Consider the following 25,137-nt stretch of genomic DNA (forward strand, 5'->3'; position numbering starts at 1 on the left):
TTGTTATTTTATGCATCTAATATACTATTATTCAATGGTTTTAACAAAATAAATACACATTAAAATTGAAGATTTTTAATCTGTCAAAGTAGAATTAATTACTCAATAAAATAAAAAACGCCCTATAATGTGCAAATGTAATGCGGACGGCGTGGCGTTCCAACATTTGCGCATTGTTTAACCACCGCCAATCCGTCTTTGACGGTTGACGGTTTCAAATAGAAATTTAAAGGTACGCCGGGTTGGCTCCATGCAACCCTTACAGGAACCCGTTTCAAAATCCCGCACTCCACTTGTACCAAACGTTATCCTTAATTTTGAATTCCAATGAAATGTTATAACTTTGTAATTACATTTCAAAAAATAGGTTATGGAAATTTCAGTTATAAAAATCGGAAATTCAAAGGGAATCAGGTTGAGTAAAACCCTGCTTGACAGATACAATATCAAAGACACTGTTGATTTAATAATGGATAAAGGGCAGATTATTTTAAAACCCATTTCAAAACCAAGAAAAGATTGGGAAAAAGCTTTTGAAAAAATGGCTGAAAATGGAGATGACAATTTTTTGATTGACGATATATTTGACGATGAAAACCTGGAAGAATGGAAATAAAACAATACCAAATCATTTTAGTTAATTTGGACCCGACAATTGGGAGTGAAATCAAAAAGACCCGACCTTGTGTTGTTATTTCTCCCAATGAGATGAATAAATATTTACGGACGATTGTAACTGCTCCAATGACAACAAGATCCAAAAAATATCCGACAAGGGTAAAAGTTAAGCATGACAATAAAACCGGCTGGATTGTTTTAGACCAAATCCGGACAATTGACAGGCAAAGAATAATAAAAATTATTGGAGAACTACAGGATTTTGAAATTCAAGAATTAAAATCGGTTCTAAAAGAAACTTATATTGACTAAAAAAGAAACTTTTTTCATCTGCACTCCTCGCAAGCCTTGTAAATTCCCTCGAACATCTCTTTCACATCAGCAGCGGCAACGGCGGAGAAAGCCAGCCGTAAAATGCCGTTGAGGCTAATGGTGCCGATGCTGTATTTTTGGATGAGCACCTGCCGTACTTTTTCGCTGTCGAGCCCATCGGCCAGTTGAACGCACATAAAGTATCCGGAGTTGAACGGCAGCGCTTTATAATATTTCAGGTATTTTTCTTCATTTAACGCCTCTTTCACTGCTTGGTAGCGTTGCTGCATAATCCGGTGTTTTGCCCGTTTCTGAACACCATATTCAGCACTGTTGTAAGCAGCATACATGAGCGATTGCGAAAGGTTTGACGCATTGGAAATGTTTCCGCGGATGGCGCCTGCCGTTTTGGCCTCGAGCGCTGAATACAGTTCCGCATCGCCGCCTTTTACAGCGAAGGTCATAAATCCAACCCGGAAACCCCAAACGTAATCTTCCTTGGTGGCGCCGTCGAGTTTTACGGCCAGCACATTTTCGTGCAAACTGGCCAGCTGTGCAAAAATACTTTCGCGTGCAACACCGTCTTCGTAAACCAGCCCGAAATAGGCATCGTCGGTAATGCAAACCAGTTTGTTTCCTTTTTCTGCCGCTCGGGCAATAATGGAAACAATTCCGTCCGCTTCTTCCTGGGTTGGTGTGTAACCGGTGGGGTTATTGGGAAAGTTCAGAATGAGAATTTTTTTCCCGATTTCTCCTTCGTTCAGTTTGGCTTCGAATGCTTCCAAATCGAACTGATTATTTTTAAACAGGTTGAATTTTACCAGGTTGGCGCCGTAACCGTTGGCCAGGGTGAGGTTATAATTTCCCCAGAACAGGCTGGGCACAATCACTTCGTCGCCGGCATCGGCAAACAGGTAACCGGCCATGCTGATGCCGTGGGTCAGCGCGTTGGTAACCACAGGCAGGCTTAGTACCGTTTCTCCCAGCGACGGGTTTTTCTCGTAAATCATGCTTTTCCATTTCGAACGTAAATCGGGCCGCCCGAAACTGGGTGCATACGGAAATACCAGCGATGGGTCGAGATCGATTTTCGATGCGATGGTTTCCAGCCGCATGGGTGTACCGTCGTCTTCAACAGCAGCGCCAATGGTGGCATTTATGCGTGTGCCTTTTGCTTCGGCAGTTTGTCCCAGAATTCCCTTTTTCGGGAAGAAAATATTTTTGCCCCTTTCGGAAAGCATGTCGTAAACTGCCGGACTTTTTTGCCGGATAATCTGGTTGAGTTCTTCAGCCTGTGGATTCATAGTTTGTATTTTTCTGTTTTTTCAATGCAATTTTAAAGAATCTGAAAATTCGGATTGCAAGATAGAAAACAACCCTTTAATAATTTCAGATTGTTGACAAATTGAAGCGTTTTTTGATAAAATTCTAACATATTCCATTCTGAAAGGTGAATTTGAGAAATATTTGTAATTGTTGAATCGTATCAAAAAACCTTGTATATTTAGCTTTTAAACCAAAAAACAACCTGATATGAAAACTACGAATTTCCCATTGAATTTTATTTTTGTTTTGGTCTCAATAATTCTCCTTTCGTGTGGTAAAGAAACCGGCAGCGAGTGGCCTGGCTGGCGTGGCCCTAATCGGGACGGCGTAGTGAAAAATTTTCAGTCGCCGGCAAAATGGCCTGCGGAATTAACCAAAGTATGGACACAAAATGTAGGCTTTTGCGATGCATCTGCGGCTTTAGCAGATGGCCATATTTTCCTTCATGTAAAACAAGGTGAAAATGAAGTTTCCTTGTGTCTGGATGCAGAATCGGGAGAAGAAATCTGGCAGACCGTGAATAATGTTTCCCCCGAAGTAACAGGCGGAGCAGCGCCACATCCGGGACCACGGAGTACACCTTATGTTTCCGCCGGTAAAGTTTACACGCTGGGCGTTGGCGGAGTATTGAATTGCCTCAATGCAAAGACAGGTGAATTAATCTGGAAAAACAACGAAAATACTGAAATGCCTGATTTTTTTGTGGGCATGTCGCCACTGTTGGTTGATAATAAATGTATCGTTCATTTGGGTGGGAAAAACGGCTCGATGGTGGCTTTTCATGCCGAAACCGGTGAAAAAGTTTGGACGATTGACAACGAACCAGCCACCTACTCTTCTCCGGTAATTATGAAAATCGGAAACGAACAGGTGCTTGCTGTGCAAACCGAAACTGAGTTGCTGGGGGTTTCTTTGGAAGGAAATGTTTTATGGCGGATTCCCACTCCCGGTGAGCGTAGGTTTTACAACTCTTCAACCCCTGTTGTTGCCGGGCAGATTATATACATTGCCGGGCAGGGCATAGGTACTAAGTCATTCAAAATTGAAAAGTCGGGAAATGAGTTTTCCTGGACTGAAAACTGGCATAATCCTGAATTTGGCGTTTCGTTTAACACACCGGTGCTGAAAAATGGTTATTTATACGGACACGAATCCCGGTTGGGGAAACTGTTTTGCCTGAATGCTGCAACCGGCGAAACTGCATGGGCAGATACCACGGCGCATAACCGTTTTGCTTCAATCCTCGATTTGGGCAATGAGATGCTTTCTTTAACCGGAAAAGGTGACTTGATTGTTTATGAACCGAATCCGGAGAAATATGTTGAAAAAGCAATTTATAAGGTTTCTTCAACAGATGTTTATGCACACCCACTGGTTTCGGGAAACAGAATTTACATTAAAGATAAGGAAAACCTTACTTGCTGGGAAGTGAAATAGAACTACAAACTCCTCAGTGCCCCTACGATAATAAAAAACCCCATGACCCCGGCCAGGGCGGTCAGAATAACCATCAGGTTTTTGCCCTTCTTTTCTTTCCACTCCAGAATGAAAGTGGGAACAGCCAGCAGTCCGGAAAACAAAAATGCAAAATAGGCTGGCAAAAGTTGGGCAACAAAGGGAATATCTTCCATCGTTTCCTCCTCCATTTCTTCGCTTATGATTTCGGCTGGAGTCAAAAATTCGCTGGATGAAAAGCTTCCGTTCAGAATTGAATACAGGGAAAATATTCCCAAAAGAAAAAATATTACAGGCCCAAGCAGACGGAAGGTTTTTTTGTGTTCCACCCAACCGTAAATGCTTGCAATTATTCCGGCAAATACGAACCACTGGGGCAGAGTATATAATAAAGTGTCCTGATTCATTGTAAATAAATTTGAAACAAAGTTGGTGAAATTTCCTTAATCTGAAAAGCTTTGGGACAAAAGGGCTTTTATTTTTAATTTTGAAGTTTTGATTAAAATGAATTATGGTAAAAAAACTGGAGATTAACCCCAAGGCAAAAGCGCTTATTTTTGACCTGGATGGAACCCTTGCCGACACCATGCCGGTGCATTTTTGGGCCTATAAAAATATTTTGGTGGATTATGGAATTGAATTTACCCCGGAATTGTTTGGCACGCTGGCCGGAGTTCCTGCGGTAGGAACCATTCAAAAACTGAATGAACAGTTTGGCACCCAAATGGACCCGGAAAAAATCGGGCATTTCAAAGAGGCTGAATACGAAAAAATAATGCACAAAATGAAACCGGTTGAGCCGGTGGTTGAGCTGGTAAAAAAATACCACGGGAAATTACCCATGGCTGTGGGAACCGGAGGCTACAAAAGGCTGGCCTGGAAATCACTGGAAATACTTGGTTTGGAAAACTATTTTGAAATCCTGGTTTCGAGTGAAGATGTTACACATCCAAAACCTCACCCCGAAACATTTTTGAAGTGTGCCGAATTATTGGGTGTTGAACCGGAATTTTGCCAGGTTTTCGAGGATGGCGACTTGGGCATTCAGGCAGCCAATGCAGCCGGAATGATGTCAACCCTTGTAACTGATTTTTATAACGTAACCATTGGAAAAGAGATATGATACAGCAAAATACAACAAAACCAAAACTTTTATTTTGGATAAATAAATCGATCATCATTATAACAGTTCTGATTTTTACATCGTGTGCGCCCTGGAAAAATGCTACCTATCGTAACATGACAGTGGCATTTTACAATGTAGAGAACTTGTTCGATTTGGAAAATGAACCCGGGAAAAATGATGAAGAATTTACTCCCGAAAGTGATAAAAACTGGGATTTGATAAAGTACCGGAAAAAATTAGCCGATATTTCGAGGGTGATTAGCGGGATAAATGAAGGCGATTTGCCGGAAATAGTTGGGCTTTGCGAGGTGGAAAACGAACAGGTTCTGACAGAACTTGTTCAGACCGGTTTGCTGGCCAATGGAAAATATGAAATAGTTCATCATGAAAGTCCTGATTTCAGAGGCATTGATTGTGCGCTGGTTTATCGCCCTGAAGAATTTAAAGTTACCGATCATTTCACTGTTTCAGTTTCTTTTGAAAATGATCCTGAGTCAGTTACCCGGGATATTTTATATGTAAAAGGCCGTACCCGTAACAGGGAAGAGTTTCATATTTTTGTGAATCACTGGCCATCGCGCATTGGCGGAGTGGCGCAAACCGAGCCAAAGCGTTTAGCAGTTGCCCGCATATTAAAAGGGAAAATCGATTCGGTGATGGCTTCCAGTTCCAATGCACACATTATTGTGATGGGCGATATGAACGACGATCCGGACAACAAAAGTTTGCTGGAAGTTTTAAATGCACAACCTCCGTCCACTCCTGGCGCAACTTTGGTAAACCTTATGTTTCCTGATTTTAAGGATGGAAAAGGAACCTACAATTACAGGGGTAACTGGAATATGCTCGATAACCTGATTGTATCGCCAGGCTTACTCGACGATAAAGGTTTTCGCTGCGTGGAAGAAAAAGGGCACATTTTCAGGGAAGAGTGGATGGAATATAAAAACCGCGATGGCGAAATATCACCCAACCGGACATACGGTGGTCCCAATTATTACGGTGGAGTCAGTGATCATTTTCCGGTTTATTTCAGGCTGCGCCGGTAATTTTCCTCATGGCTTTGTGAAAATGGATGGCAGGTTTGTTTTTTTTACTTGTTTATCTTTTACTCCCCTCCCGGCTTTCATTTTCTCACCTTCTCCCTCTCTCATCTTCTCCTTTTCTGCCAACGCTACCAACCCAAATCGTCGCACACGTTCTGGCTGAATATGTGTTCAATGTAAATTCTTATGCGGCCATCATCCATTCGCTCCGATCTGATTTTGGAGCCACTTGGATTGAGATAATTTCCATTTTCATCAAATTCAGTAACTAATGTGGAATATTCCCACTCATTTTCCCAAAGCAGCCGGTATTGGTATTCCTGGCCCGGGAACCCGAGTAAATCCACAACTCCGCCTGTCATGTCGGCTCCCTGCCAGGGATTCTCACTGCCTTTTATTTTAAATTCTCCGCTGTATGTGGGAGCAATGGCAAAGGTGGGATTGTCGGGACAAAATGCTTTCAATACAATTTGGTACTCTGCATAACCTTCAACAGGTGTTACCTGAACCTCGTAACTGCCTGAGCAGAAATCAGGAATTTCAAGCGGAGACAATGGCTGAAAAGCAGGGTTGTTGTTTCTGAAAATCAGTTTCACTGCCTTTTGAGGTGTATTTTCAACCGTAAATGTTTCGGGGAAATTTCCTTTGAAGTTGATGGTGGTTAGCAGATTGTCTTCCATGTCGTAAACATCGGCATCAATAGAAAAACTTGAAATAACGCCAGACCGGAAAGTTATTTGACTGCCAATAGAGCAAAGCGGTTCGGTGGATGCCTTTGCCAGTGTATAACTGAAGTTAAGGCTGGTATATGCTGTATCTGCTCCTGTAATATTCCACCTGTCGGTTAAAAAAACAGCAAACCCAAACATATCGGGAGCAGGAGTTTCGGTATATATGCAGCGCGAAAGAATAGTTCCGCCATTCAGACTGGCCACTTCAATGTTGTTAACAACAAGTTTTGTTAGCCGGCCGGTTTCCAGTTTGTGAAACAAAACGCTTACACGCTGGCCGTCTATATCCAAAACATCTGTTTCGGGATTGTAATCGGTAAATTTATTAATGGTCAATTTCAGGAAGTTGGCTTTATCGGCATTGTATGCTTCCAGTAGTTCCTCTGTAGAACCAAACAAAAGATTTCCATTCAAATCTTTGAATTTAAGAAAACTCGCTATTGAAATTTCATATTGAACTTTGTAAGGAGGCTCGTTTACCTGTGCCGATTTTAACTGCTGGTTTTGTAAGACCGAAAAAACAAGCGAAGTGTCGCCATCTCCGAAACCAATATCATCGCCATAATCTGATTCTTCTTCATCTTCAGTTTTCGACAATTCAAGTTCAATGGTTTTTTTCCCTTCAGATTGAAACTGAAAACCTTTGCTAACACTGTTGTATCCTTCTGCCTGTACACTAACTGCAAATTGCAGCGGTGCATTTTCAGAAATGGAAACATTGGGATCTACGGTAACCTCCAGTTGCCCCTGAGAGGTTAAAAATTCCGGTCGTTTTTCTCCGGTAAATGTAACAATATCGTTACCGTTTTCTCCGGTAAACTTTAACGTGGCGGGCACGTTTAACAGCGAACCATCTTTGGCATCAGTAAGTTTTACCGAAATGCGGGTTTCGAAAAAGTTAAAATCGATTATCAGTAAATTAATATCTTCACCGGTTTCCCTGTCTTTTAGCGGGTTGTCGAGGTAGCTGCTGCACGCTGAAATAGCTGCAAAAACCGCTAAAACTGTCAAACTTCTGATTATTGTTTTTAAACTTTTATTTTTCATTTTGTATAAATTTTGTTTTCGAAGTTAAAAAAGCCGAATGGCAATTGCAAATTTAACCACGGGGTAATATTTATAAACCGAAAACTGGTTTTCGAGGTATTGTTGTTTCCCATGGGCAGGATTGGCGGTTGGGGCCAGAAGTCCGGTGGCATCAATATTTATATGTGGTGGGCCAATGTAATAAAGTCCGGTTTCAAAGTTGTAAGTAACCATTTTCTTTTTCCCCATAAATTTCCGAAACCCGATTCCTGCATAAGGCGAAATTTTTAAATCGGGTTCAATCTGCATGTTAAAACCGCCCACTTTCGAGGCAGGTATTGTAATATCGCCATATTGCATATCGCTGTTGGCTACTCCTTCCAGTTTGGGTTGAAAGTCGTTAAAAATGGCGCCGCCGGTTATATAAAGCGAATTGGTGTAAAAATAGTCTGCCATCAAAAAAATGCCCCCGGTTTTGTAGTTGAAATCGGCTTTATACGAAATGTCTTGTTCATCAAACTGAAAACTGTAATTCAGATTGAGCGATTCCACGCCGGACTTTAACGTGAGTCGTTTTCCGAAAACATAACGCAGATTAAATCCTAATCCGTTGGTTGATGCCTGTCCGCCAATAAAAAGTCCTTTAATTTCTGCCGGTGCAATTTCTTCCGGCTCTTGAATATTTTGTCCCGTGGCATTGTTGTAAAGCAAATTAAAAAAAATTACAGCGCCTGCGACAAGGAATATTTTGTATCTCATTTATGTATGATTATTCTTGGTTAAAAACCTGATGCAAATTTATGATTTATATAATGTGATAACGTTTGAATTTTCAAAATAACGTTTAAGTCTTTAATTTTCAGCAATTGTATAGTTAAAGTATCAGAAAAATGGAAGTATGTTTTCAGGAAAAGTGAAAGATTTCTGAAACTGTTCATTAGTTTTGCATCATGCAATTTAAAGTGGTTTCAGATTACCAGCCCACCGGCGATCAACCTGAGGCAATCAGGCAGTTGGTGGAAGGTTTGAATAACGGAGAACGTTTTCAAACCCTGCTGGGTGTTACCGGCTCGGGAAAAACTTTTACCATGGCCAATGTTATTGAAAAAGTGCAGCGGCCCACCTTAATTCTGAGTCATAACAAAACGCTGGCGGCCCAGTTGTATGGCGAAATGAAACAGTTTTTTCCCGAAAATGCTGTTGAATATTTTGTTTCGTATTACGACTATTACCAGCCGGAAGCCTATTTGCCAACCACCGACACCTACATAGAAAAGGACCTTTCAATAAATAAGGACATTGAAAAACTTAGGCTGAGTGCAACATCATCGTTGCTCTCGGGCCGGCGCGATGTGGTTGTGGTTTCGTCGGTTTCGTGTTTATACGGAATTGGAAATCCTGAAGATTTTCATGCCAACGTAACCGAATTAAAAGCAGGGGAGAAGGTTGCCCGCAACGCCATGCTCCGTCAATTGGTGGATGCGTTGTATTCGCGTAGCGAAGTGGATTTTCAGCGGGGAAATTTCAGGGTGAAAGGCGATACGGTGGACATTTATCCGGCCTATGCCGACACGGCCATCAGAGTAGTTTTCTGGGGCGATGAAATTGAAGAAATTTCAGGTTTTGACCCACTTACAGGGCAAACCATTCAGCAAATGGATGAAGTTGTGATTTACCCGGCCAACATTTTTGTTACAACCAAGTCGCGCATGCAATTGGCAATCAGGCATATTCAGGATGATTTGGTAGCACAGGTTGACTATTTTAAAGAAATTGGCAAACATCAGGAAGCTAAACGCATTGAAGAACGCGTGGAATACGACATGGAAATGATGCGTGAACTGGGTTATTGCCCGGGAATTGAAAACTATTCGCGTTACTTCGACGGGCGCAAACCGGGAACCCGGCCGTTCTGCCTGCTCGATTATTTTCCTGACGATTTTTTGGCAATAATTGATGAAAGCCATGTGACGATTCCCCAAATCAGGGCGATGTACGGTGGCGATAATTCGCGCAAAACAACGCTCGTGGAATACGGTTTCCGGTTGCCGGCGGCTATGGATAACCGTCCGTTAAAATTTGAAGAGTTTGAAAACCTGGTGGACCAGGTGGTTTATGTGAGCGCCACTCCGGCTGATTACGAGCTGGCCAGGTGCGAAGGCGTTGTGGTGGAACAGGTTATTCGGCCAACCGGTTTGCTCGATCCCATTATTGATGTGCGACCCAGCGCCAACCAGATTGACGATTTAATGCACGAAATTCACCTTCGAACCGAAAAAAACGAAAGGGTGCTGGTTACCACACTTACCAAACGGATGGCCGAAGAATTATCGAAATACCTGCTGAACATGGGTGTGAAAACCCGTTATATTCATTCGGATGTGGATACCATGGAGCGGGTGGAAATTATGGAACAACTGCGAAAAGGAGAGTTCGATGTGCTTGTGGGAATTAACCTGCTGCGCGAAGGACTTGATTTGCCTGAAGTTTCACTGGTCGCTATTCTGGATGCCGACAAGGAAGGTTTTTTGCGTTCGGAACGTTCGCTCACCCAAACGGCTGGTCGTGCTGCCAGAAACCTGAATGGCATGGTAATTATGTACGCCGATAAAATTACAGATTCCATGCAGCGAACCATGGATGCCACAAACTATCGCCGCGAAAAGCAGTTGAAATATAACGAGGAAAACAATATTACGCCAACACAAATTGTAAAACCTACCCGCGAAATTATTGGTTACGAGTTCCGGGGTGGAAAAAAACCAGTGGAATATGGAGAATCTGGTTTGCCCGATGTGGCTGCCGATCCGGTTGTGAAGTACATGAGTTTAGATGGCCTTGAAAAAGCCATTGAAAATTTGAAAAAGCAAATGAAAGCTGCTGCCAAAGAGCTCGATTTTATTGAAGCAGCCCGCTTGCGCGACGAGATGTTTGCATTCGAAAGATTGTTGAAGGACAAGAAAGAGCAGGCTAACCTAAATAGATAAAATGTATTTTTGCACCAAAAACAGAAAAGTCGAAAATGAAAGTTAATTTCAATCGAATTATCAAAACGCTTAAGGAGGTAATTTTTGAACCCATCAGGTTTTGGGAACAACAAAAGGAAAGCAAAAGCATAGATAAACAATCTTTTACAGGTTATTTTTTGCCTTTACTGGTAGTAATTTTTCTGGCTATTTTTGTCAGTGAACTCATTCGCGGCTCCAGGTTTTATCTCACTTTTCCGCTTATGAAAGCCGGCCGCGAAATCCTGCTGTTTCTTTTTCACTATGTTTTTTCCGTTTTCCTAACCAACGAATTGATAAAAACATTTGGTGGTATAAAGAACATTTTTATTGCCCGCAAACTGGTTGTTTATTCACTCACACCTTTTTTGCTGGTTTCTTTAATTACCGGAATGTTCCCATTTTTGTATGTGATGGATGCACTTGGTTTATATGGCTTTTTTATATTTTGGGTTGGGGTGAAAGCTTTACTCGTATTCCCGGAAAGGAAGCAAATTAGTTATATTTTAGTTACCACCATGGCTAATTTTTTTGTCTTTAGTTTTTTGAGTATTTTTCTGTCGAAATTATTAACAGCATTTTTGTAAAGGTTTTGGCAGAATTCAATGCTGATAACTTTAAACTTTATACAGGGAACTTTAAACTTATTTTTTGTGGCACATCCGAAAGCAAATATTAATATAAGGAATAAAAAAGCATCGTTTGAATACGAACTGATAGAAAAATTTGTAGCCGGCATGCAACTGGTTGGAACCGAAATGAAATCCATCCGCAACGGCAAAGTGAGCATGAACGATGCGTATTGTCAGTTTCACGGAGGAGAATTGTATGCCAAAAACATTCATATTTCAGAATATGAACTGGGGACCTGCAACAATCATCTGGCCAAGCGCGATAGAAAGTTATTGCTTACCAAAAGGGAGCTTGATAAGCTGGATCGTAAATTAAAAGAATCGGGGCTTACCATTGTTCCAACCCGGCTTTTTATTAACGACCGTGGCCTGGCCAAGCTTGAAATTGCACTTGCCCGCGGAAAAAAAGTTTACGACAAACGCGAAACTTTGAAGCAAAAAGATTCAAAACGCGAAATGGATCGAATGATGAAGTTTTAGGCACTGGTCATTGGTCACTGGTCATTAGTCATCAGTCACTTGTTGATGGATCTTCCGACTTCCGACTTCCGACTTCCAACTTCCAACTTCCAACTTCCGACTTCCAACTTCCGTCTTCCTAAACCACCTCCATATTTTCCATCGGAATAATTTTGTCGCCTTTGTATTTTAAAAGAAGGTTGGCCACCGCCAGGGTATCTTTTTCGCAATAGCGAACAATCCGGTCAATGTCGTTTTCTTCCCAGTAAATACGAGCTACCTGGCTACCGTCGATATCGTCTTTTGGAGTGGGAATATTAAACAACTCGCATAATAACGACAACGAAGTGTAATGTTTGTAATCGCCAAATTTCCAGAGTTGAAGCGTGTCAATCAGCTGGTCTTTTATTTCCCAAGGTTTGGCGCCGGCAATATCGAGAATTTTTGGCAGGTTGATGTTGTTAACCAGTGCGCGGCGGGCAATGTACGGAAAATCGAACTCCTGCCCGTTGTGAGCGCAGAGCCTGCGTTTTCCTTTTCGCGAAAAGGCATCCAGCGCATTGAAAAAGTTTTGGATCAGTTTTTTTTCATCGTCATCGAAAAACGATTTCACCCTAAAAAACAGTTCGCCTTGTTTTTGAAAAACATAACCTACCGAAATGCAGATGATTCGTCCGAACTCGGCATAAATTCCGGCCCGGTCGTAAAGTACTTCTGCAGGTTCATCATTGTTAATCTGGAATTGCATTTTGTGTTCCCACAACTGTTTCCATTTTTCGTTAAGGCCATTGTATTCCGGCGCCTGCGGTACTGTTTCAATATCGATAAAAAGAACTTCTTCAATATTTAAATTTCTGAGCATTACAAGAATTTTAAAGTGTGGTTGATGTGATTGGTTAAAATATTTATGGCCACCTGGTTCATTCCTCCCTGCGGAATAATAATGTCAGCGAATCGTTTGGTCGGCTCAATAAATTGCAAATGGCTGGGACGAACTGTTTTTTCGTAGCGATCGAGCACCTGGTTTACATTTCGGCCACGTTCGTTTAAATCCCGGCGAATAACACGGGAAAGGCGCAGATCTGAGTCGCAATCCACATAAACTTTTATATCCATCAGGTCGCGCAGGTTTTTGTTGGTCAGGCACAAAATTCCTTCTACTATCAGCACCTCGCGGGGTTCAACTCGTCGTGTTTCGGGTTGGCGTAAGCATGAAATAAAAGAATAAACCGGTTCTTCCACCGCTTCTCCGTTTATCAGTTTTTTTATATGGTCAATCAGCAGATCGAATTCAACCGAATCGGGGTGGTCAAAGTTTTTGGCACGCCGTTCTTTCAGGCTCAGGTGCCCATTATCAAAGTAATATGAATCTTGTGAAAGTAAAGCAACTTCGTTTTCCGAAAACTGTTCAATAATTTTTTGTACCACCGTTGTTTTTCCGGAACCGGTTCCCCCGGCTATCCCAATTATCAGCATTTTCCCCTTTTAGTTTATTGTTAATATTGGTTGAATTTCATTTTTTTACATGAATTCCTGCTTTGAAATCACTAATTTCGCTGCCTGAAAACGAAGGTACAAAAATTCATTACGATATGGTAAACCACATAGTACTTTTTAAACTGAAAGAATATCCGGCTGAGGAAAAAGCCAAAATTATTGCCGAATTAAAAGAAATGCTCGAAGCACTTCAGGGTAAAATTTATGAGGTTAAATACATTGAAGTGGGAGAAAATTATGAACTTGATGCAAAAAGTTACGACCTGGCGCTCATTTCTCATTTCGAATCGGTAAGAGACCTTGAGGCTTACCGCGAACATCCGGCTCATCTGAAAGTAGTGGAACGTATTAAGGAAACAACAGTTGAGCGCGCTGCGGTTGATTACTTTATCTAAGTTGCTGTTAATCAGTTACTGGTCACTGGTCATTAGTAATTATTAAATACAATCAGAGTTCTTGTCAATAATCACTAATCAATAATCACTCATAATTAATCAATTAAGTTATGCCCGGTTTGTATCCGTTAAAATTTAAGCCCATTTACCTCGAAAAAATCTGGGGTGGAAATCGTCTGAAAACTTTGCTTGGAAAAGACTTTGGCAAACTTCCAAATTGCGGCGAAAGTTGGGAACTTTCAGCAGTTGAAGGAAATGTTTCTGAAGTAAGCAATGGTTTTTTGGCAGGAAATAATTTAACAGAACTGGTGGAAATTTACATGGGCGACCTGGTGGGTGACAAGGTTTTTAAAAAATTTGGCATTGAATTTCCGTTGCTTTTTAAATATATTGATGCCGATGACGATCTTTCCGTTCAGGTGCATCCCAATGATGAATTGTCAAAAAAACGGCACAACGCCTACGGCAAAACCGAAATGTGGTATGTCATTCATACCGAAAAAGGAGCTCTGATAAATTCAGGTTTTAACCGGCAGTTGACCCGGGAACAATATCTAAAATACCTTGAAAAGGGAAACCTTGATGAAATCCTTCATTACGATGAAGCCAAACCGGGCGATGTATTTTATATTCCTGCCGGACGGGTTCACGCCATTGGAAAAGGTGTGGTACTTGCTGAAATTCAGGAAACCTCTGATGTTACCTACCGCATTTACGATTACAACCGGAAAGATGCTCAGGGAAATTACCGTGAACTGCATAATGACCTGGCACTGGATGCCATCGACTTTTCGTACCGCGATGATTACAAAACCAAATACACCGTTAAAGAAAATCAATCTTCCGAAATAGTAAGTTGTGAATATTTTACCACCAATTTGCTGCAGTTTTCCGAACAACTGGAAAAAGACTTTTTTCAGATTGATTCGTTTATTGTTTACATGAATCTTGAAGGACGATTCGGCCTTGAATATGACGGTGGTGAAGTGACCATTGAAAAAGGCGAAACAGTGCTTGTTCCGGCAAGTCTCGAAACGTTCAGGCTGAAACCTTTGACGCCGGAAGTTAAAACTCTGGAAGTTTACATTAAATAATCCGTTTTTGCCGTTCTGAAATTTTTACGAAATTTGCCCTCAGGAAATTTACCTGTATGGAGATAAAAGAAGCCCGTTTTATTGTAAGCAACACCAATGTTGAAAAGTGTCCCCGGCCCGACAAGCCGGAATATGCATTTATCGGGCGCTCGAATGTGGGTAAATCTTCTTTAATTAACATGCTCACAAAAAGGAAATCGCTGGCAAAAATTTCCGGGAAACCGGGAAAAACACGATTGATAAACCATTTTTTGATAAATGAGGAATGGTACCTTGTTGATTTGCCGGGCTACGGATATGCAAAAATTGCAAAAAAGGAACGGGAGAAATGGGAAAAGTTTTTAAAAAACTACATTCTGAAACGCGAAAACCTTTACAATTTGTTCGTGTTAATCGATTCCCGCCATAACCCGCAACCCATCGATCTTGAATTTATGGAATGGCTTGGCCTTAGCCAGATTCCTTTTTCTATTGTTTTTACCAAAACCGATAAGTTGAAACCGGAGGAGTTGGAAGTCAATTTAAAAAATTACACATCAAAATTGCTGGAAACCTGGGAATCTGCTCCACCCCTTTTTGTTTCTTCCGCTGAAAAAGGAATTGGGCGCGAAGAAATACTCCATTATATTGCAAAAATTAACACTTCAAACCAGAAAATGTGATCCGGAAAAAGAGATTTAATACATTATTTCATAGTAAAAAAAGGGGGAATGCATTAACTTTACCCTATTTCCAAAACGAAAACAAAAACAACATACCTATGGGAAGCAAAAATCATCCGTTAAAAATTTTCACAGGAAGAGCTACACAGTACTTAACAGAAAAAATTTGTGATAGTCTCGATGTTGATTTGGGCGTGTCGTCGTGCCCGGTTTTTTCCGATGGCGAGTTTGAGCCCTGCTACGAGGAAACCATCCGCGGTTCTCATGTTTTTATTGTACAGTCAACTCCACCACCTGCCGAAAACTTGCTGGAGTTGCTGTTGATGGTTGATGCTGCCAAACGAGCCAGCGCTTCGCATGTGGTTGCGGTAATTCCCTATTTCGGGTATGCTCGTCAGGACAGAAAGGACAAACCGCGTGTTTCTATTGGTGCAAAACTTATGGCCGATTTACTTTCGGCAGCCGGCATTGACCGTGTAATTACCATGGATTTACATGCCGACCAGATTCAGGGCTTTTTCGATGTACCTGTTGATCATCTTTATGCATCTGCTTTATTCATTCCGTTCATCAGTAAAATGGGGCTCGAAAACCTGACCATTGCATCGCCCGATGTGGGTGGAACCAAAAGAGCCAATACTTATGCTCGTATGTTGCAGACGGATATGGTTATTTGCCATAAAACACGAGCCAAGGCCAACGAAGTAAACAGCATGACCGTAATTGGCGACGTGAAAAACAAGGACGTAATTATTGTGGATGATATGATAGATACTGCCGGAACAATTACAAAGGCTGCCAACCTGATGAAAAAGGAAGGCGCCCGCAGCGTAAGGGCATTTGCAGCTCATGGTGTATTGTCTGGTCCTGCTATTGAGCGCATTGAACGGTCAGCCCTGGAAGAGGTTTATTTTACCGATTCGTTGCCTTCCAAAACCGATAGCGATAAAGTGAAGTATCTCACCATTGCCGATGCTTTGGGTGAAGCCATTAGAAGAGTCTATAAAAATCAGTCGATAAGTTCGTTATATTACCGCTAATTTATATCTTTGCACCGCTTTTTCCGAAAAGCAGGAGCAATTAGGGTGAACGAATCTTTTAAAAAGCTCATTTTTATTGAGTTTGGAAAAGTTCACTTTTAATTATGCATGCTGTTTGTCCCGATAACTATCGGGAAGGACTGAGTACCATAATTATTAACGTAAAATTTTTAAAATGAAGTCATTGAAAATTACGGGGCAAAAAAGAGAAAACCTCGGAAAAAAAGACGCAAAAAAACTGCGTGAACAGGGACTGGTTCCCGGAGTGTTGTACGGAAAAGATGAAGTGACCCACCTGGCAGTACCTTTCAGCGATTTAAGACCATTTGTTTATACACCTAACGTTTACCTAATCGATTTGGAAATTGATGGAGAAGTGGTTAAAGCCATGATTCAGGATGTACAATGGCATCCGGTTGAAGAGGATATTCTGCATATTGATTTTCTGAAAATTGAAGCAGAAAAGCTGGTTAAAATTGGTGTTCCGGTAAAACTGGTTGGTACAGCAAAAGGTATAAAAGCCGGGGGTAAATTAAAAATGAACATGCGCCAATTGCGTGTGAAAGCCCTTGCTGAAAATTTACCTGATACAATTGAAGTGGATATTACCAAACTGGGTATTGGCGACAGCATTAAAGTTGGTGAGCTTCAGCGTGAAAACCTGGAATTCCTCGATAATAAATCGAACCTGATTGTGGCTGTAATTTCCACCAGGGTAGCCAAGTCGGCCATGATGCTTCCGGAAGATGAGGAAGAAGAAGGTGCTGAAGGTGAAGTTAGCGAAGGTGAAGGCAGTGCAGAAACTTCTGAAACTGCTGAATCATCAGAACAATAAAAACAGGATGATGTGAAGTATTTAATTGCAGGCCTTGGAAATATCGGCCCGGAATACAAAAATACTCGTCACAACATTGGATTTCAAATATTGGACGCTCTGGCCGGGGCGTCCAATATTGCTTTTAGCGATAATCGTTACGGTTTTGTGGCCGAGTATAAATTCAAAGGGCGCACTTTTGTATTGCTCAAACCCACCACTTATGTCAATTTAAGTGGCAGGGCCGTAAATTACTGGTTGCAGAAAGAAAATATTCCGTTAGAAAATATGCTTGTGCTTGTTGATGATTTGGCATTACCATTTGGCACATTACGCGTAAAAGCAAAAGGAAGTCATGGTGGCCACAACGGATTGCGAAATATCTCTGAAGTGCTCGGGCGGAACGATTATGCCCGGCTGCGATTTGGAATTGGAGACCAGTTTCATCCCGGGTTTCAGGTGGATTATGTGTTAAGCGAATGGAGCCGTGAAGAGAAGGAACAACTTCCCGAAAGAATTGATTCGTGCATTGAAATCATTCAGAGTTTCGGAACCATTGGCGTGGAACGTACCATGAACTTTTTCAATAAAAAAAAGTAACATGGGTGAAAGTGTTAGAATTGACAAATGGCTTTGGGCTGTTCGTATATTTAAAACACGCAGCCAGGCAACCGAGGCGTGCAAAAAAGGCCGTGTTGAGGTAGGCGATTTGCCCGTAAAACCTTCGCGCGATGTGCATCCCGGCGAAGTGGTTAAAGTGCGCAAACCTCCGCTAACCAGAAGTTTTAAAGTGCTTGAATTAGCCGAAAAGCGTATGTCGGCAAAGCTGACATCCGGTTTTATGGAGGATGTTACACCGCCCGAAGAACTTGAAATTCTGGACATGCAAAAACAAATGAACTGGATTTCGCGTGACCGGGGTGCTGGCAGGCCTACAAAAAAAGAGCGCCGCAAACTCGATGACTTTTTTGATCTTTAATCAAAAAAGGCTTAACTTTTAGCATTATTTCTGCCTGAAAACAGTTTGGATTGGAAATACTCAATAATTAAAAAAATGCTGGTTGCACTAAAAAAGAGAAAAGAGAACCTTGCCGAATATATTTTGTACCTCTACCAGGTGGAAGATTTAATCCGGGCATTTCACCTCGACATGGAACTGATAAATGAGAATTTGGTTTCCAGATATCAGGCCGAAAAGAAAACAAAAGAGGAAATTTCCGGCTGGTATAAAAACCTGGCGGTGATGATGGAAAAGGAAGGAAAACAAAAGGCTGGTCACCTTCAGTTTCTGACAAATATGGTGAACGACCTGCATCAATTTCACTTACGTTTAATGACAACTGAGACGGATATGATGTATGTTTCGGTTTATAAGGCTGTTGCAGGCCTGATAAATGAATTGAAACAAAAAAATCCTGCTGCTGAAAACGATGTTCAGGTTGCCATTGATGGCGTTTATGGATATCTGCTATTAAAAATTCAGCGAAAGGAAATTACCGCAGAAACACAAGATGCAGTAAAAAGGTTAAGCCAGTGGCTGGCTCTTTTATCTAAACTTTTTAAAGATTTTGAAAGCGGTGATTTAGAGCTCTAAGTCGTTTGGTCCGGGAAAAAACTTCCGTTCCTCTTGTGTTGGAATACGACATTCTTCCTTTTTTCCAAACCAGCGGTACCGGTTTCGGGCAATCCACCGGTAAACTGCATTTCTCAAACCAACAGGCACAATTTTAAAAATCGTGGCCCATTTCCAGGGCGCTGGCAACAACCGGGCAATTTCCAGGGCTGCATCCGATTCATAAAATACTTTTCCTTCAAGAATGAATATAACCGAATCTATTCCTTCCGGGAAATGATATTTTTTACGGATTAATTCGCCAGATTCAGACTGAAGTGTCACAAAACGAAATTGCTTTTTTCGATCTCTTTTCAAAATAAAATCCACCGTTCCGTTGCATAAATTGCAAACGCCGTCGAAAAGAACAAGTGGATTTTTACTCATCACAAAAAATTAATTGCTGGTATGACTTTGTTCTCCCTTGCTTTCCCCTCGGGTATAAAAGCGGGTGGTTGGATAGGCAAACTGAATATCGGTGTGGTTACTAAACTGACTTAAAATGTCTTGCCAAATCTCATTTTCAGTTCCCCTGCGTTTGCGCGGATTGCACAAATACCGTATGGTAAGTTGAATGCCAAACTCTTTTATTGAGGTATAAACGTAAGGTGTTAAATGCGTGTAGTGAATCATAAAATTTTTACTGGCTTCAAAAATTTCCCGTTCAGCCGCGCGATCTATATTTTCGGCTCGTTGGTTTATAATATCCTGAAGAATTTTTTTGGCTTTTTCCCAGTTACTTTCAAACGTCAGGCGCACCTGCATTTCGTTCCAGATGTAGTCGAAACCGGTGCTGTAATTCACCTGCGGTTCAGTAAAAACTTTTCCGTTTGGCAAATGGATAATGCGGCCGGTGCTTTGGTCGGCTTCCACCCAGTTTCCAATTTCAAGAATTGTAAATTGAAAAAGCCTGATGTCGATAACATCACCGGCATGATTGGCAATCTGTACGCGGTCGCCCACAACAAAGGGATGTCGGAAGAGAATAAAAAACCAGCCCGCAAGATTTGTCAGCGGATCTTTTAAAGCAATGGCCAACCCTGCTGAAAATAGTCCCAAAAATGCCCCAAACTGCCTGAATGCCTGAAGCCAGACACTTCCAACCAGAATTAAACCCAAAAAAGGCATGATAAATGAAATGCTTCGTTTCCACTGGTACCGGGTTTTTACATTTTTAGTTTGCCGCCAAACAATACGTAAAACAATAATTTTCAGCAGGTATAAAAACAAAATAATTGTCAGCGAAAGCAATATTTTACTTAGCGTTTCAAGAGGTAATCCAGTTGATTCGGCCCAAAATTCAAAGACTTTATTCATTTATTATTTTAAGGTTAGAATTTACAAAATTCCCGGCCATCATAAAGCTCCAACAATCTCTTTAATTGCCTTTTTTGCAGACGTTGGATTCATTTTGAAAACCGTTTCAAATTTCGAACTATCGAATTCGTAATCTCGATCGTACTGGTAAAGCATTTCCTTCATTTCGCGCATGAGCGGATTGAACAAGCCAAGTACACCAATTAAAAATTTGGAAACCACCATGGTTTTGGGTTCAACTCCCAGTTCGCGGGCAGTAGCTTCAATCCATTGCTGCATGGTTTGCGCCTGAACGGTTGGTAAATGCCAAACCTGTCCGTAAGCATTTTCTGTGTTTCCCAAAACGGCGGTAGCTTTGGCTGCATCGGGTGTAAAGGTAAAGTTGTGTTTGTATTTAACAGAACAGAACCAGTTGGCTTTTTTGCCGGCCTTCAGGTTTTTTACCACTGCCTCATTAAACATACTGTTACTGATACCAGGTCCGTAAAAATCGGCAGCCCGTGCAATCAGAGCCTTTAGATTTCCATTTTCTGCTTCATGCATTAGCATTTGTGCTATTTGTGCCCTCACCCTGCCTTTTTTCGATGGCGGATTCACTTCTGTCTCTTCTATCATTGGGCTCAGCTTTTCTGCATCGTAAAGGTACATGTTATCGAAAAATACCAGTTTGCACTTATACTTTTTACAGGCCGTAATTACATTTCGCATTATAACCGGCCAGTGTTGGTTCCATGTTTTCACCCGGTAAGGCAAACCGGCAACAAGATAGGCTACATCAGCGCCTTTTATAGCTTGTTCAACAAATTGTGTGTCAGTTAAATCGCCCGGAAACAATTCATCGTTTTCATTTATTTTTTGAGGATTCCGGCTTACCAGCCTCACTTTTTTTGTAAAATGTTTTAATTCTTTTGCCAAATCTTTTCCAATAGCTCCTCCTGCTCCTAAAATTACTTGCATTTCATTCATTTTTAAAACCAGTTTTTTCGTTTAAAATAAAATAGCATCACAACTGCAATAGTTATCATAACTCCCCACATTATAAAGTAACTGAACCTGAAATGTAATTCAGGCAAATAATCGAAATTGGTTCCGTAAACACCGGCAATAAAAGTAAGTGGAATGAAAATGGATGCAAAAATGGTGAGTACTTTCATCACCTCGTTGGTACGGTTAGCTACATTCGAGTGGTAAATGTTCAGATAATCATTGGCCATATTGTGGTAAATTTCAACAGCTTCCAGCGATTGTGTAGTCAGGTCGTTCAAATCTTTCAAAAAGCTGACTGTTTTTTTCTGGATGAGGTTCGAATCAGATTTATTCAGCGTAAGCATAATTTCTTTTAATGGAAAAATAGATTTACGCAGAAATCCGATGTTTGTTTTTAAACGGTAGATTTTTTCGAGGGTTGATTTTTGAGAGTGTTGAAGCACCTCAACTTCCATTCCTTCCAAAACGGTTCCCAGTCTTTCAATGGTATGAATGTACCCGTCAACAAGGGTGTCAATAAGCGCATAAGCCAGATAGTCGGCACCTGAAGTACGAATACGCCCGCGACCGCTTCGGATTCTTTCGCGCACCGGCTCGAAATAGTGTGCCGGTTTTTCCTGAAAGGTAACTAAAGTATTTTTGCTTAGAACAATGGAAATCTGGTCGCCGGCAACCCGTTCCGTGTCTTCGTAGTATTGCAGAATTTTCAGAAAAAAAGTAAAGTTCGATTCACTTTCAGTCACTTTTGGTCTTTGGTCGGTGTTTAAAATATCCTCCAGTTCCAGCGGGTGAATGGAGAATCGTTCACCGGTTTTGGAAATTAATTCTGTATCCTGAAGTCCGTAAATATTCACCCATAATACAGAACCTTCCGGTATTGTCTCAGGAATTTCATCTGTGGATTCAATTTGTTTTTCCTCCAGTGTCTCTTTGTTGTATAACATAAGGTGAATTTCGGGTTTCTCCATTTTCTGGTTCCCGATAAATATTAAAGAGCCGGGTATAGTTCCATGCGATTTCTTCCTGCTTTTAATAAAACGTGCCATTATTCAATAGGTTTCTGATCTTTTGAGTGAACAAATAAGATGGTACCCAGTTCATGGTAACCTTCAAACAACTTTTCCTTTTCTTTTTTAACCAATTCTTCGCGAATTCCAATTAGTGTAAGCCCGGCAATTGCAGAGTGCTCATTAATAATGGATTTGGCTGAAACATTCTGTTCCTGTACCAGCAGTCTGATATTTTTTCCTGAAATAGGTAATCTGCCCGAAAGAACGAGTTCGTCCATTGCCTTTTTCGTTTTATCCTCATCATCGGGCCGGCAAATGTTAAAAATCTGTATATGGCCCTTTTTCCAATCGGGATGCCCCGAAATGATAAAGCCAAGCAGAACCATAAGATTGGCATTTTCTGTATCAAGCGAATTAATCCAAATGTGAATTCCCTTTTTATAAGGAATTTCACGATTGCTGCTAGCCAGAACACAAATGTCGAAATCGCCTGAACTTACCAGTGCAAAATTGTCGATTATTTCCGGCAGGTTTTTGGGATTTTCCTTATCGTATTCAAAAATAACCATGTTGTTTTCCATACCGGCAATTCCCGGAATTTGAATGGCCTGTGCAATGGCAGAGGTATTGGATGGTGAAATCAGAGTGTCGATATATACATGGTTTTCAATGTTGTTTACATGTTCCAGCAATTTTTTATGTTCGAACTGTGCTTGTTCGTTTGTGCTTTTTGAATAATAACCCACAATGTGGTGCAGGTAGGTTCCGAACCCGTATTTGTATGAAATCCAGTTAAGCAGGCGGAAAGCTTTATCGCGTTTAAACGAATCTTTTGAAATACAAATGGCACTTGGCCGCCATTCCCTTTTTTCTTTTTTACTTTGTTTTTTCTGAATCATTACCTGCAAATTCCGGTTAAGCTGGAAAAGTGCATTGGCAAAAATAGAAGCAAACCCTTTGCGTGATTTATGGTAATAGTCCACATAAAGATAAATAGCTGCAATAAGTCCAAAAGAGAGCAGGGCATAAGGTGTGCTAATTTTGAACATTACCCAAACCGCCACCACAAAACCGGTGAGCGAAATATACCAGCGCGATTTGAATGAGGGTCTGTAGGATGGGGATGACCCAAAGTGGTTTAGAAACGAAATGAGGCAAAGCGATCCGTAAGTAACCATAAAAAACATGGAGATGATGGAAGCCACAGCATTTACATCGCCTAAGGCCACAAATACGAAAGCAATAATGGATGTTACCAGCGATGCATTTACCGGCTCATTGTCGCCAGTCCGTCCTTTTGCCAGCCAGTAATTTATTTTTTTGGAGGGAAATGCCCTGTCGAGTGCAATTGCCTGAAGTGTACGGGGCGCCACCATTACAGATCCCAATGCCGATGAAATGGTAGAAGCAGCCAGTCCAAGCGGAATAACAATAACACCTCCAAGCGCAATGCGGGCCATAATTAACTGGTGTTCCAGTAAATCTTCTACCGCAACTGATTTGGCCAGTTTATACACCACAAAAAAGTAAATAATCATTCCTGAAAAAGTAGCCAGGGTTGTTCCAAGAGGAATGGAAACCGAGGGTTTTCTCAAATCGCCCGAAAGCCCCACGCCGGCAGTCATTCCCGTAAAGGCCGGAAAAATAATGGCAAATACCACAAAAAAGTCCTGTGGATTGCGGAGCTCGGCTTTGGCCAGATTAAATGTCGATTCATCGGCATGTCCTGTACTTCCTAAAAAAAACATAATAAGGGAAATGAACAGAATAGCCACAACAAAATAAAGTGCTTTTACACCCAGGTTAGCTCCTTTTTTTATTATGAGCACAGCCAGTCCGGCCATAACCGGAAGGCTGACAGCCTGGCGCGGAAGCACGAATCCGAAGTTTTCAGCAATATAATTAAACAGAAACTCGAATGCCTCGGTAAAAGCAATAACATAAAACGCTACGCTGATGGCCTGGGAGAAAAATAGCGCTATGCCAATTGTAGCTCCTATATTTAAACCAAATGACCGGGAAATGATAAAATATTCTCCGCCGCCTTCTACCCGTTTATTGGTAGCAATTTCGGAAATGGCCAGGGCAGTGGGAATGGTCACCAGGTGCCCCAGTAATATTATCAGAATAACACCCCAAAACCCAAGTGTGCCTACTGCAAAACCAAACCGAAGAAACAGAATGGCGCCGAGAATGGTTGAAATTGCTGTAAAAAAAACAGGTGCAGTACCGAACTTTTTTATGTCAGTGCTCATAATCTGATTAGGTATTTTTTCGAAAGATAGAAAATGAAAATGGAACTAAATAAAAATTTCGGGAAATAGCAGCCAAATTAAGCTGATTCAGAGTAATTATTCTACCTGTTTTTTCTGAATCAGATATCTGTTAATATGTTACTCTTTGGGCAAACCCTTTCTCAACCAGTTCGTCGTTTAAAGTTTTATCGCTATCGGCTAGTGTGATGGTGCCAATATATCGTCCGTATTTTCCGGTATATTTTTCCGTTACAATTATTACTTCGTTGTTGTTTGCTGCCAACCTGTTCTCAACAAACTGTTTGGCTTCCAGTCCAAAAAGGTATTCCGGGGTATCTTTTTTTACACTGAAAATTTCAGGCGTATCAATCCCGGCCAGTCTGATACGCTGATTTGTAATTATTTTAAACCCCAAGTCAATGTTCACGTCAATGGTGTCTCCGTCAACAACACGCTCTACTTTTGCTTTATACTGGTACATACAATTTTGGTTTATGTGAATAAATTTTCTACAATTTACTACATTTGAGCAAAACATAAATCAAAATTCGAAAAAATGAAACGAGAAGAATTCAGGGAAAAAGCAAAAAAGGGAATAGATGAACTTTTTGCAAAGGTGGAAGAGTTGGAATCGAAGAGCGGTGACCTGAAAGAAAAGTCGAAAGCCAAATACAGGGAAATTATGGCTGAAATAAAAGAAATTGAGGCTGAACTGGAA

Annotated in this window: 28 protein-coding genes; 16 read left to right on the forward strand and 12 right to left on the reverse strand. The window is 41.2% G+C overall.

All coding sequences use genetic code 11. From position 1 onward, the window contains the following. Nucleotides 1–370: 370 nt before the first annotated feature. The gene (locus ACESMA_RS13260) at nucleotides 371–616 is read left to right on the forward strand and encodes an AbrB/MazE/SpoVT family DNA-binding domain-containing protein (protein WP_372949316.1); all 246 of its coding nucleotides are present in this window, start codon (nucleotides 371–373) and stop codon (nucleotides 614–616) included. After that, complete coding sequence (locus ACESMA_RS13265) at nucleotides 607–930, forward strand: type II toxin-antitoxin system PemK/MazF family toxin (RefSeq protein ID WP_372949317.1); 324 nt, start codon at nucleotides 607–609, stop codon at nucleotides 928–930. Before ACESMA_RS13260 ends, ACESMA_RS13265 begins: the two co-directional genes overlap by 10 nt. A gap of 14 nt (nucleotides 931–944) precedes the next feature. Here ACESMA_RS13265 and ACESMA_RS13270 read toward each other — a convergent pair whose 3' ends face one another. Then, nucleotides 945–2,234 carry an aminotransferase class I/II-fold pyridoxal phosphate-dependent enzyme gene (locus ACESMA_RS13270; RefSeq protein WP_372949318.1) on the reverse strand — a complete coding sequence of 430 codons (1,290 nt, stop codon included), beginning with the start codon at nucleotides 2,232–2,234 and terminating at the stop codon, nucleotides 945–947. A gap of 229 nt (nucleotides 2,235–2,463) precedes the next feature. Between ACESMA_RS13270 and ACESMA_RS13275 the strand changes: the two genes are divergently transcribed. After that, a complete protein-coding gene (locus tag ACESMA_RS13275; RefSeq protein WP_372949319.1) occupies nucleotides 2,464–3,693 on the forward strand; it encodes a PQQ-binding-like beta-propeller repeat protein in 1,230 nt (409 codons plus the stop codon). A gap of 2 nt (nucleotides 3,694–3,695) precedes the next feature. Here ACESMA_RS13275 and ACESMA_RS13280 read toward each other — a convergent pair whose 3' ends face one another. Continuing rightward, complete coding sequence (locus tag ACESMA_RS13280) at nucleotides 3,696–4,118, reverse strand: hypothetical protein (protein ID WP_372949320.1); 423 nt, start codon at nucleotides 4,116–4,118, stop codon at nucleotides 3,696–3,698. A gap of 104 nt (nucleotides 4,119–4,222) precedes the next feature. Between ACESMA_RS13280 and ACESMA_RS13285 the strand changes: the two genes are divergently transcribed. After that, nucleotides 4,223–4,834: an HAD family hydrolase gene (locus ACESMA_RS13285; protein WP_372949321.1), complete on the forward strand. Its 612-nt coding sequence runs from the start codon at nucleotides 4,223–4,225 to the stop codon at nucleotides 4,832–4,834. Next, the gene (locus ACESMA_RS13290) at nucleotides 4,831–5,886 is read left to right on the forward strand and encodes a hypothetical protein (RefSeq protein ID WP_372949322.1); all 1,056 of its coding nucleotides are present in this window, start codon (nucleotides 4,831–4,833) and stop codon (nucleotides 5,884–5,886) included. The genes ACESMA_RS13285 and ACESMA_RS13290 overlap by 4 nt, the downstream gene beginning before the upstream one ends. A 125-nt stretch (nucleotides 5,887–6,011) precedes the next feature. Here ACESMA_RS13290 and ACESMA_RS13295 read toward each other — a convergent pair whose 3' ends face one another. Beyond that, nucleotides 6,012–7,661, reverse strand: coding sequence for a hypothetical protein (locus ACESMA_RS13295; RefSeq protein WP_372949323.1), 1,650 nt, complete (start codon nucleotides 7,659–7,661; stop codon nucleotides 6,012–6,014). Nucleotides 7,662–7,685: 24 nt separating this feature from the next. Further along, on the reverse strand, nucleotides 7,686–8,399 hold the full coding sequence (locus ACESMA_RS13300; RefSeq protein ID WP_372949324.1) for a hypothetical protein: 714 nt from the start codon (nucleotides 8,397–8,399) through the stop codon (nucleotides 7,686–7,688). Between the two features lie 191 nt (nucleotides 8,400–8,590). Between ACESMA_RS13300 and uvrB the strand changes: the two genes are divergently transcribed. The 3 genes from uvrB (at nucleotide 8,591) to smpB (ending at nucleotide 11,757) form a co-directional block, all read left to right on the forward strand. After that, nucleotides 8,591–10,627: an excinuclease ABC subunit UvrB gene (uvrB, locus tag ACESMA_RS13305; RefSeq protein ID WP_372949325.1), complete on the forward strand. Its 2,037-nt coding sequence runs from the start codon at nucleotides 8,591–8,593 to the stop codon at nucleotides 10,625–10,627. Between the two features lie 35 nt (nucleotides 10,628–10,662). After that, complete coding sequence (locus ACESMA_RS13310; RefSeq protein WP_372949326.1) at nucleotides 10,663–11,232, forward strand: YIP1 family protein; 570 nt, start codon at nucleotides 10,663–10,665, stop codon at nucleotides 11,230–11,232. Nucleotides 11,233–11,298: 66 nt separating this feature from the next. Then, nucleotides 11,299–11,757, forward strand: coding sequence for an SsrA-binding protein SmpB (smpB, locus tag ACESMA_RS13315; protein ID WP_372949327.1), 459 nt, complete (start codon nucleotides 11,299–11,301; stop codon nucleotides 11,755–11,757). A gap of 118 nt (nucleotides 11,758–11,875) precedes the next feature. On the opposite strand, the gene ACESMA_RS13320 is transcribed toward smpB, so the two are convergent. Together ACESMA_RS13320 and udk are read right to left on the reverse strand one after the other, a co-directional pair. Continuing rightward, nucleotides 11,876–12,598 carry a 3'-5' exonuclease gene (locus ACESMA_RS13320; protein ID WP_372949328.1) on the reverse strand — a complete coding sequence of 241 codons (723 nt, stop codon included), beginning with the start codon at nucleotides 12,596–12,598 and terminating at the stop codon, nucleotides 11,876–11,878. Next, nucleotides 12,598–13,212: a uridine kinase gene (udk, locus tag ACESMA_RS13325; RefSeq protein ID WP_372949329.1), complete on the reverse strand. Its 615-nt coding sequence runs from the start codon at nucleotides 13,210–13,212 to the stop codon at nucleotides 12,598–12,600. The genes ACESMA_RS13320 and udk overlap by 1 nt, the downstream gene beginning before the upstream one ends. A gap of 62 nt (nucleotides 13,213–13,274) precedes the next feature. Between udk and ACESMA_RS13330 the strand changes: the two genes are divergently transcribed. From ACESMA_RS13330 to ACESMA_RS13365, 8 genes are all read left to right on the forward strand, one after another. Continuing rightward, a complete protein-coding gene (locus ACESMA_RS13330; RefSeq protein ID WP_372949330.1) occupies nucleotides 13,275–13,628 on the forward strand; it encodes a Dabb family protein in 354 nt (117 codons plus the stop codon). Between the two features lie 110 nt (nucleotides 13,629–13,738). Beyond that, entirely contained in the window at nucleotides 13,739–14,722 is a 984-nt protein-coding gene (locus ACESMA_RS13335; RefSeq protein WP_372949331.1) for a type I phosphomannose isomerase catalytic subunit, read from the forward strand. A 56-nt stretch (nucleotides 14,723–14,778) separates the two neighbouring features. After that, nucleotides 14,779–15,384 (forward strand): ribosome biogenesis GTP-binding protein YihA/YsxC, encoded by a 606-nt coding sequence (gene yihA, locus ACESMA_RS13340; protein ID WP_372949332.1) that lies wholly within the window; start codon nucleotides 14,779–14,781, stop codon nucleotides 15,382–15,384. A gap of 98 nt (nucleotides 15,385–15,482) precedes the next feature. After that, complete coding sequence (locus ACESMA_RS13345; RefSeq protein WP_372949333.1) at nucleotides 15,483–16,424, forward strand: ribose-phosphate pyrophosphokinase; 942 nt, start codon at nucleotides 15,483–15,485, stop codon at nucleotides 16,422–16,424. Nucleotides 16,425–16,599: 175 nt separating this feature from the next. Continuing rightward, nucleotides 16,600–17,259 (forward strand): 50S ribosomal protein L25/general stress protein Ctc, encoded by a 660-nt coding sequence (locus ACESMA_RS13350; RefSeq protein ID WP_372949334.1) that lies wholly within the window; start codon nucleotides 16,600–16,602, stop codon nucleotides 17,257–17,259. A 12-nt stretch (nucleotides 17,260–17,271) separates the two neighbouring features. Next, nucleotides 17,272–17,838 carry an aminoacyl-tRNA hydrolase gene (gene pth, locus ACESMA_RS13355; protein ID WP_372949335.1) on the forward strand — a complete coding sequence of 189 codons (567 nt, stop codon included), beginning with the start codon at nucleotides 17,272–17,274 and terminating at the stop codon, nucleotides 17,836–17,838. A gap of 1 nt (nucleotide 17,839) precedes the next feature. Next, nucleotides 17,840–18,217 carry an RNA-binding S4 domain-containing protein gene (locus ACESMA_RS13360; protein ID WP_372949336.1) on the forward strand — a complete coding sequence of 126 codons (378 nt, stop codon included), beginning with the start codon at nucleotides 17,840–17,842 and terminating at the stop codon, nucleotides 18,215–18,217. A gap of 75 nt (nucleotides 18,218–18,292) precedes the next feature. Continuing rightward, nucleotides 18,293–18,832: a DUF4924 family protein gene (locus ACESMA_RS13365; RefSeq protein WP_372949338.1), complete on the forward strand. Its 540-nt coding sequence runs from the start codon at nucleotides 18,293–18,295 to the stop codon at nucleotides 18,830–18,832. Here the strand turns inward: ACESMA_RS13365 and ACESMA_RS13370 are convergent. From ACESMA_RS13370 to ACESMA_RS13395, 6 genes are all read right to left on the reverse strand, one after another. Beyond that, nucleotides 18,821–19,237, reverse strand: coding sequence for a thiol-disulfide oxidoreductase DCC family protein (locus ACESMA_RS13370; protein ID WP_372949339.1), 417 nt, complete (start codon nucleotides 19,235–19,237; stop codon nucleotides 18,821–18,823). The two genes, ACESMA_RS13365 and ACESMA_RS13370, sit on opposite strands and share 12 nt — an antisense overlap. Nucleotides 19,238–19,246: 9 nt before the next feature. Beyond that, nucleotides 19,247–20,167, reverse strand: a complete 921-nt coding sequence (locus ACESMA_RS13375) for a mechanosensitive ion channel family protein (RefSeq protein ID WP_372949340.1) — start codon at nucleotides 20,165–20,167, stop codon at nucleotides 19,247–19,249. 39 nt (nucleotides 20,168–20,206) lie between these two features. Continuing rightward, on the reverse strand, nucleotides 20,207–21,124 hold the full coding sequence (locus ACESMA_RS13380) for an NAD-dependent epimerase/dehydratase family protein (protein WP_372949341.1): 918 nt from the start codon (nucleotides 21,122–21,124) through the stop codon (nucleotides 20,207–20,209). A gap of 11 nt (nucleotides 21,125–21,135) precedes the next feature. Then, a complete protein-coding gene (gene corA, locus ACESMA_RS13385) occupies nucleotides 21,136–22,200 on the reverse strand; it encodes a magnesium/cobalt transporter CorA (RefSeq protein WP_372949342.1) in 1,065 nt (354 codons plus the stop codon). Beyond that, nucleotides 22,200–24,419 (reverse strand): amino acid permease, encoded by a 2,220-nt coding sequence (locus ACESMA_RS13390; RefSeq protein WP_372949343.1) that lies wholly within the window; start codon nucleotides 24,417–24,419, stop codon nucleotides 22,200–22,202. Before ACESMA_RS13390 ends, corA begins: the two co-directional genes overlap by 1 nt. Before the next feature lie 130 nt (nucleotides 24,420–24,549). After that, entirely contained in the window at nucleotides 24,550–24,900 is a 351-nt protein-coding gene (locus tag ACESMA_RS13395; protein WP_372949344.1) for a thermonuclease family protein, read from the reverse strand. Nucleotides 24,901–25,137 lie beyond the last annotated feature (237 nt).

The sequence above is a fragment of the Mariniphaga sp. genome (assembly GCF_041687215.1).
Lineage (GTDB): Bacteria > Bacteroidota > Bacteroidia > Bacteroidales > Prolixibacteraceae > Mariniphaga.

Excerpts from the sequence above, each read along its gene's own strand:
- ACESMA_RS13375 (WP_372949340.1), bottom strand. The coding sequence starts at position 20,167 with ATGAATAAAGTCTTTGAATTTTGGGCCGAATCAACTGGATTACCTCTT.
- ACESMA_RS13260 (WP_372949316.1), top strand. The coding sequence starts at position 371 with ATGGAAATTTCAGTTATAAAAATCGGAAATTCAAAGGGAATCAGGTTG.
- ACESMA_RS13395 (WP_372949344.1), bottom strand. The coding sequence starts at position 24,900 with ATGTACCAGTATAAAGCAAAAGTAGAGCGTGTTGTTGACGGAGACACC.
- ACESMA_RS13300 (WP_372949324.1), bottom strand. The coding sequence starts at position 8,399 with ATGAGATACAAAATATTCCTTGTCGCAGGCGCTGTAATTTTTTTTAAT.
- ACESMA_RS13345 (WP_372949333.1), top strand. The coding sequence starts at position 15,483 with ATGGGAAGCAAAAATCATCCGTTAAAAATTTTCACAGGAAGAGCTACA.
- ACESMA_RS13270 (WP_372949318.1), bottom strand. The coding sequence starts at position 2,234 with ATGAATCCACAGGCTGAAGAACTCAACCAGATTATCCGGCAAAAAAGT.
- corA (WP_372949342.1), bottom strand. The coding sequence starts at position 22,200 with ATGGCACGTTTTATTAAAAGCAGGAAGAAATCGCATGGAACTATACCC.
- ACESMA_RS13265 (WP_372949317.1), top strand. The coding sequence starts at position 607 with ATGGAAATAAAACAATACCAAATCATTTTAGTTAATTTGGACCCGACA.
- ACESMA_RS13360 (WP_372949336.1), top strand. The coding sequence starts at position 17,840 with ATGGGTGAAAGTGTTAGAATTGACAAATGGCTTTGGGCTGTTCGTATA.
- ACESMA_RS13275 (WP_372949319.1), top strand. The coding sequence starts at position 2,464 with ATGAAAACTACGAATTTCCCATTGAATTTTATTTTTGTTTTGGTCTCA.
- ACESMA_RS13295 (WP_372949323.1), bottom strand. The coding sequence starts at position 7,661 with ATGAAAAATAAAAGTTTAAAAACAATAATCAGAAGTTTGACAGTTTTA.
- udk (WP_372949329.1), bottom strand. The coding sequence starts at position 13,212 with ATGCTGATAATTGGGATAGCCGGGGGAACCGGTTCCGGAAAAACAACG.
- ACESMA_RS13350 (WP_372949334.1), top strand. The coding sequence starts at position 16,600 with ATGAAGTCATTGAAAATTACGGGGCAAAAAAGAGAAAACCTCGGAAAA.
- ACESMA_RS13390 (WP_372949343.1), bottom strand. The coding sequence starts at position 24,419 with ATGAGCACTGACATAAAAAAGTTCGGTACTGCACCTGTTTTTTTTACA.
- ACESMA_RS13380 (WP_372949341.1), bottom strand. The coding sequence starts at position 21,124 with ATGCAAGTAATTTTAGGAGCAGGAGGAGCTATTGGAAAAGATTTGGCA.
- yihA (WP_372949332.1), top strand. The coding sequence starts at position 14,779 with ATGGAGATAAAAGAAGCCCGTTTTATTGTAAGCAACACCAATGTTGAA.
- ACESMA_RS13320 (WP_372949328.1), bottom strand. The coding sequence starts at position 12,598 with ATGCTCAGAAATTTAAATATTGAAGAAGTTCTTTTTATCGATATTGAA.
- ACESMA_RS13335 (WP_372949331.1), top strand. The coding sequence starts at position 13,739 with ATGCCCGGTTTGTATCCGTTAAAATTTAAGCCCATTTACCTCGAAAAA.
- ACESMA_RS13285 (WP_372949321.1), top strand. The coding sequence starts at position 4,223 with ATGGTAAAAAAACTGGAGATTAACCCCAAGGCAAAAGCGCTTATTTTT.
- ACESMA_RS13290 (WP_372949322.1), top strand. The coding sequence starts at position 4,831 with ATGATACAGCAAAATACAACAAAACCAAAACTTTTATTTTGGATAAAT.
- ACESMA_RS13280 (WP_372949320.1), bottom strand. The coding sequence starts at position 4,118 with ATGAATCAGGACACTTTATTATATACTCTGCCCCAGTGGTTCGTATTT.
- uvrB (WP_372949325.1), top strand. The coding sequence starts at position 8,591 with ATGCAATTTAAAGTGGTTTCAGATTACCAGCCCACCGGCGATCAACCT.
- ACESMA_RS13310 (WP_372949326.1), top strand. The coding sequence starts at position 10,663 with ATGAAAGTTAATTTCAATCGAATTATCAAAACGCTTAAGGAGGTAATT.
- ACESMA_RS13365 (WP_372949338.1), top strand. The coding sequence starts at position 18,293 with ATGCTGGTTGCACTAAAAAAGAGAAAAGAGAACCTTGCCGAATATATT.
- ACESMA_RS13370 (WP_372949339.1), bottom strand. The coding sequence starts at position 19,237 with ATGAGTAAAAATCCACTTGTTCTTTTCGACGGCGTTTGCAATTTATGC.